This window comes from Methylomagnum sp., assembly GCF_054333355.1.
In genome coordinates, this window is sequence record NZ_JBTEKS010000379.1 from 1 (window position 1) to 4,112 (window position 4,112).

The 4,112-nt window shown below is 63.9% G+C and carries 2 protein-coding genes and 1 pseudogene; all 3 read right to left on the minus strand.

Annotated elements, in window-relative coordinates:
• Positions 1-177 precede the first annotated feature (177 nt).
• Positions 178-537: a hypothetical protein gene (locus ACXWUF_RS19630; RefSeq protein WP_458496274.1), complete on the minus strand. Its 360-nt coding sequence runs from the start codon at positions 535-537 to the stop codon at positions 178-180.
• Positions 538-600: 63 nt separating this feature from the next.
• Positions 601-3,774 (minus strand): efflux RND transporter permease subunit, encoded by a 3,174-nt coding sequence (locus ACXWUF_RS19635; RefSeq protein WP_458496275.1) that lies wholly within the window; start codon positions 3,772-3,774, stop codon positions 601-603.
• Positions 3,775-3,932: 158 nt separating this feature from the next.
• Positions 3,933-4,112 (minus strand): annotated as a pseudogene (locus ACXWUF_RS19640) (efflux RND transporter periplasmic adaptor subunit); the annotation flags it as partial.

The following is a 4,112-nucleotide window of genomic DNA, read 5'->3' on the forward strand; positions in this document are numbered from 1 at the left end:
CGATCATAAGGATGTCGCTCAATTTGTGGAGCTTGTTCCTGGTTTCCCGGCGCGGGCCTTCCAAATCGGCGGAGTAGGGGCGGGGATCGGGCAACATAAAAAGCCCACACAGTACCTCATTCCTTGTCAAGGGGGGAGATAACGCGGTTGCCCTGGGTACCCGGGACGGTAAGCGGGTCAACGAGCGCCCTCGGCGATCTCGCGGTGTAGCTTCGCCATTTGCCGATCCATCTTGGCGAGTTGCTGGTAGTGGTAGATCAAGCCGTCATACTGCTCTTGCAATATGGGGGACTGTTTTCCGTAGAGATACCGATGCTCCTGGTAATGATCCCGCAGCCGTCGCTCCTCTGCCGCCTTATTATCCGCCGCCTTCGCCGCCTGTTCATAGGCATCGGCCAGCCCCTTGTGGTCGGAACTCGTTATGGACTCGTTCATGGCGGTGTTCATGTTCGTCGTGCGGAAGCCCGGCTGGGTGCAACCGGCTAATAATCCGAGGGCGATAAAAGCGCTGGCCGCTGTATTCCTGGGGGTGTTCATGGCTTACCTCATGTGTCCGTGGCGATTCGCGGCTTCCCGCCGCTTCGCTTTTTAGACAAGCTTTCAGGGACGGTTTCGCTCGATGGCAACTCCCTTCACCAACGCATAAATCGCCGGAATCACCACCAGGGTCAGCAGCGTCGAGGACACCATCCCGCCCACCATCGGCGCGGCGATGCGGCGCATGACTTCCGAGCCGGTGCCGGTACTCCACAGGATGGGCAAAAGCCCCGCCATGATGGCGGCGACGGTCATCATCTTGGGCCGCAGCCGCTCCGCCGCGCCGGCCATCAGGGCGGCGTGCAGGTCATCCCGCGTGAAGGCCCGGCCTTCCGCCCGGCATAGCTCCCACCGCGCCTGATAGGCGTGGTCCAGGTAAATCAGCATCACCACGCCCGTCTCGGCGGCCACCCCGGCCAGGGCGATGAAACCCACGCCCACCGCCACGCTGACGTTGTAATCCAGCAGCCACAGCAGCCAGACCCCGCCCACCAAGGCGAACGGCACCGACAACATGACGATGAAAGTCTCAGTCAGCCGCCCGAAGTTGAGGTAAAGCAGCACGAAGATGATGGCGAGAGTCAAGGGCACCACCAGTTGCAACCGCTGCTTGGCCCGCTCCATGTACTCGAACTGGCCGCTCCAGGCGATGTAATAGCCGGGCGGGAACGCCACCACGTCGGCCACCGCCTTCCGGGCGTCGTCCACATAACCCTGGATGTCCCGCCCGCGCATGTCCACATAGATATAGGCGGACAGCATGGCGTTCTCGGTGCGGATGCCGGGCGGCCCCTGGCTGAGGCTGATATTCGCCAATTGCCCCAGCGGCACCACGGCTCCGCTCGGAATCGGCACCAGCACATGGGAGCCTAAAGCTTCCGGGCTGTCCCGCAGCTCCCTCGGGTAGCGGAGGATGATGCCGAAGCGCTCGCGCCCCTCCACCATGGTGGTGATGGTTTCGCCGCCAATGGCGGTTGAGATCAAGTCCTGGATGTCGCCCACCGGCAGGCCGTAGCGGGACAAGGCTTCGTAATCCGGGTCGATGTTCAGGTAATAGCCGCCGGTGATGCGCTCGGCGTAGGCGCTGGTGGTGCCCGGCACATGCTTCACCGCCTGCTCGATCTCCCGCGCCAGCCGCTCCATTTCCGCCAAATCCTTGCCGAACAGCTTGATACCGATGGGCGTGCGGATGCCGGTCGCCAGCATGTCGATGCGGTTCTTGATGGGCATGGTCCAGGCGTTGCTGACGCCGGGGATTTGCAGGGCCGTGTCCATCTCCGCCACCAGTTTGTCCACGGTCATCCCCGCCCGCCATTCGGTTTCCGGTTTCAGGTTGACGAGGGTTTCCGACATTTCCAGGGGCGCCGGATCCGTCGCGGTCAGCGCCCGGCCCGCCTTTCCGAACACCGACTCGACCTCGGGGAATGATTTGATGATGCGGTCCTGGGTTTGCAGCAATTCCGCCGCCTTGGTGGTGGACAGCCCCGGCAAAGTCTGCGGCATGAATAACAAAGTGCCTTCGTTGAGAGTGGGCATGAATTCCCCGCCCAGTTGTGAGGCCGGATACCAAGCGCCCACCAGCGCCAGCAGGGCCAGCAGCAAGGTCAGCTTCTTCCAGCGCAAGGCCGCGCCGATGACCGGGCGGTACAGTCGGATCAGCAGCCGGTTCACGGGATTGCGCCCCTCCGGCAGGATGCGCCCGCGCACGAACAGCAGCATCAACACCGGCACCAGCGTCACCGACAGCACGGCGGCCCCGGCCATGGCGAAGGTCTTGGTGAAGGCCAGCGGATGGAACAACCGGCCCTCCTGGGCCTCCAGGGCGAACACCGGCAGGAACGACACGGTGATGATGAGCAGGCTGAAGAACAGCGCGGGGCCGACTTCGCGGCAGGCGTTGAGGAGGATATCGAAGCGGGAAGCCGATGCGCCTGGTGAGCCGTCGGCGCCTTCTTCCCCCTCTCCCCGAGGGAGAGGGGAAGAGCTTCGCTCCAAATGCTTATGGGCGTTCTCAATCATCACGATGGCCGCGTCCACCATGGCCCCGATGGCGATGGCGATGCCGCCCAGGCTCATGATGTTGGAGTTCATCCCCAGCCCGTACATCAGCCCGAAGGCAATCAGCACGCCCACCGGCAGCATGAGGATCGCCACCAGGGCGCTGCGCAGATGCAGCAGGAACAGGGCGCACACCGCCGCCACCACGGCGCTCTCCTCCAGCAAGGTGTGGCGCAGATTGGCGATGGCCCGAAGGATCAACTCGGAGCGGTCATACACGGCTTTTACGCTGACGCCTTCCGGCAATCCGGCGGTGAGTTCGCCCAGCCGGGCTTTGACGTTGCGGATGACATCCAGCGCGTTCTGGCCGTAACGAGCCAGGGCGATGCCGGACACCGCCTCGCCCTCGCCATCCAGTTCCGCAATGCCGCGCCGCTCGTCCGGTACCAACTCCACCCGCGCCACGTCCCGCACCAGCACCGGAATGCCGCTCTCGGCCTTGAGCACCAGCCGTTCCACATCGTCCCTGCCGCGCAGATAACCCCGGCCCCGCACCATGTACTCGGTCTCGGCCAGTTCGATGACCCGCCCGCCCACGTCGCGGTTGCCGTTCCTGAGCGCGTCGGCCAGGGCTTTGAGCGGGATGCCGTAGGCTTGCAGCTTGTGGGGGTCCACCGTCACCTGATACTGCTGGACGAAGCCGCCGAGGCTCGCCACTTCCGCGACGCCCTGGGCCTTGGTCAGTTGATAGCGGACGAACCAGTCCTGAAGGGTGCGGAGTTCCGCCAGGGAATACTGCTCGCCGAGCAGGACATACTGGTATACCCAGCCCACTCCGGTGGCGTCCGGTCCTAGTTGTGGCGTGACCCCGCGCGGCAGGCGGCCGGCCGCGAAATTGAGGTATTCCAGCACGCGGGAACGCGCCCAGTAGATGTCGGTGCCGTCCTCGAAAATGATGTAGACGAAGGACGCGCCGAAGAACGAAAAGCCCCGCACCGCCTTGGAGCGCGGCACGCCGAGCATGGCAGTGGTGAGGGGATAGGTCACTTGGTCCTCGACCACCTGCGGCGATTGGCCGGGGAACTCGGTGTAGACGATGACCTGGGCGTCGGACAGGTCCGGCAGGGCGTCCAGCGGGGTTTTCAGCAGGGCGTAGACGCCGCCGCCAGCGATGGCCAGAGTCGCCAGCAGCACCAGGAAAACGTTGCGGAGGGACCAGGCGATGATGCGGGCGAGCATGGCTTACCCCGCTGGTTCCGACGCGCCGCGTGGGAACGCCGTTAAGTTAAGCGCTCGTAGTCCCGCCTTTAAGCGGCTATCGGCTGCTAGGAACCGCCTAAAGGCGGGACTACGAACAGTTTTAGCCCTTAATGTAATGAACGATTCTGAAGAGGTTTTCACTGATGCTCCCCATGCCCACGAGAATGCCCCGCCGCACTTTCCCCCGGCGGAGCCGTCTCGGGCACCGCCATTCCATCCAACGCCGACTTAAGCTTGCTCTCCGCGTCAATCAAGAAATTGGCACGGGTCACGACAGTTTCCCCCGCCGCCGCGCCGTCCAGCACTTCGAAATAGCC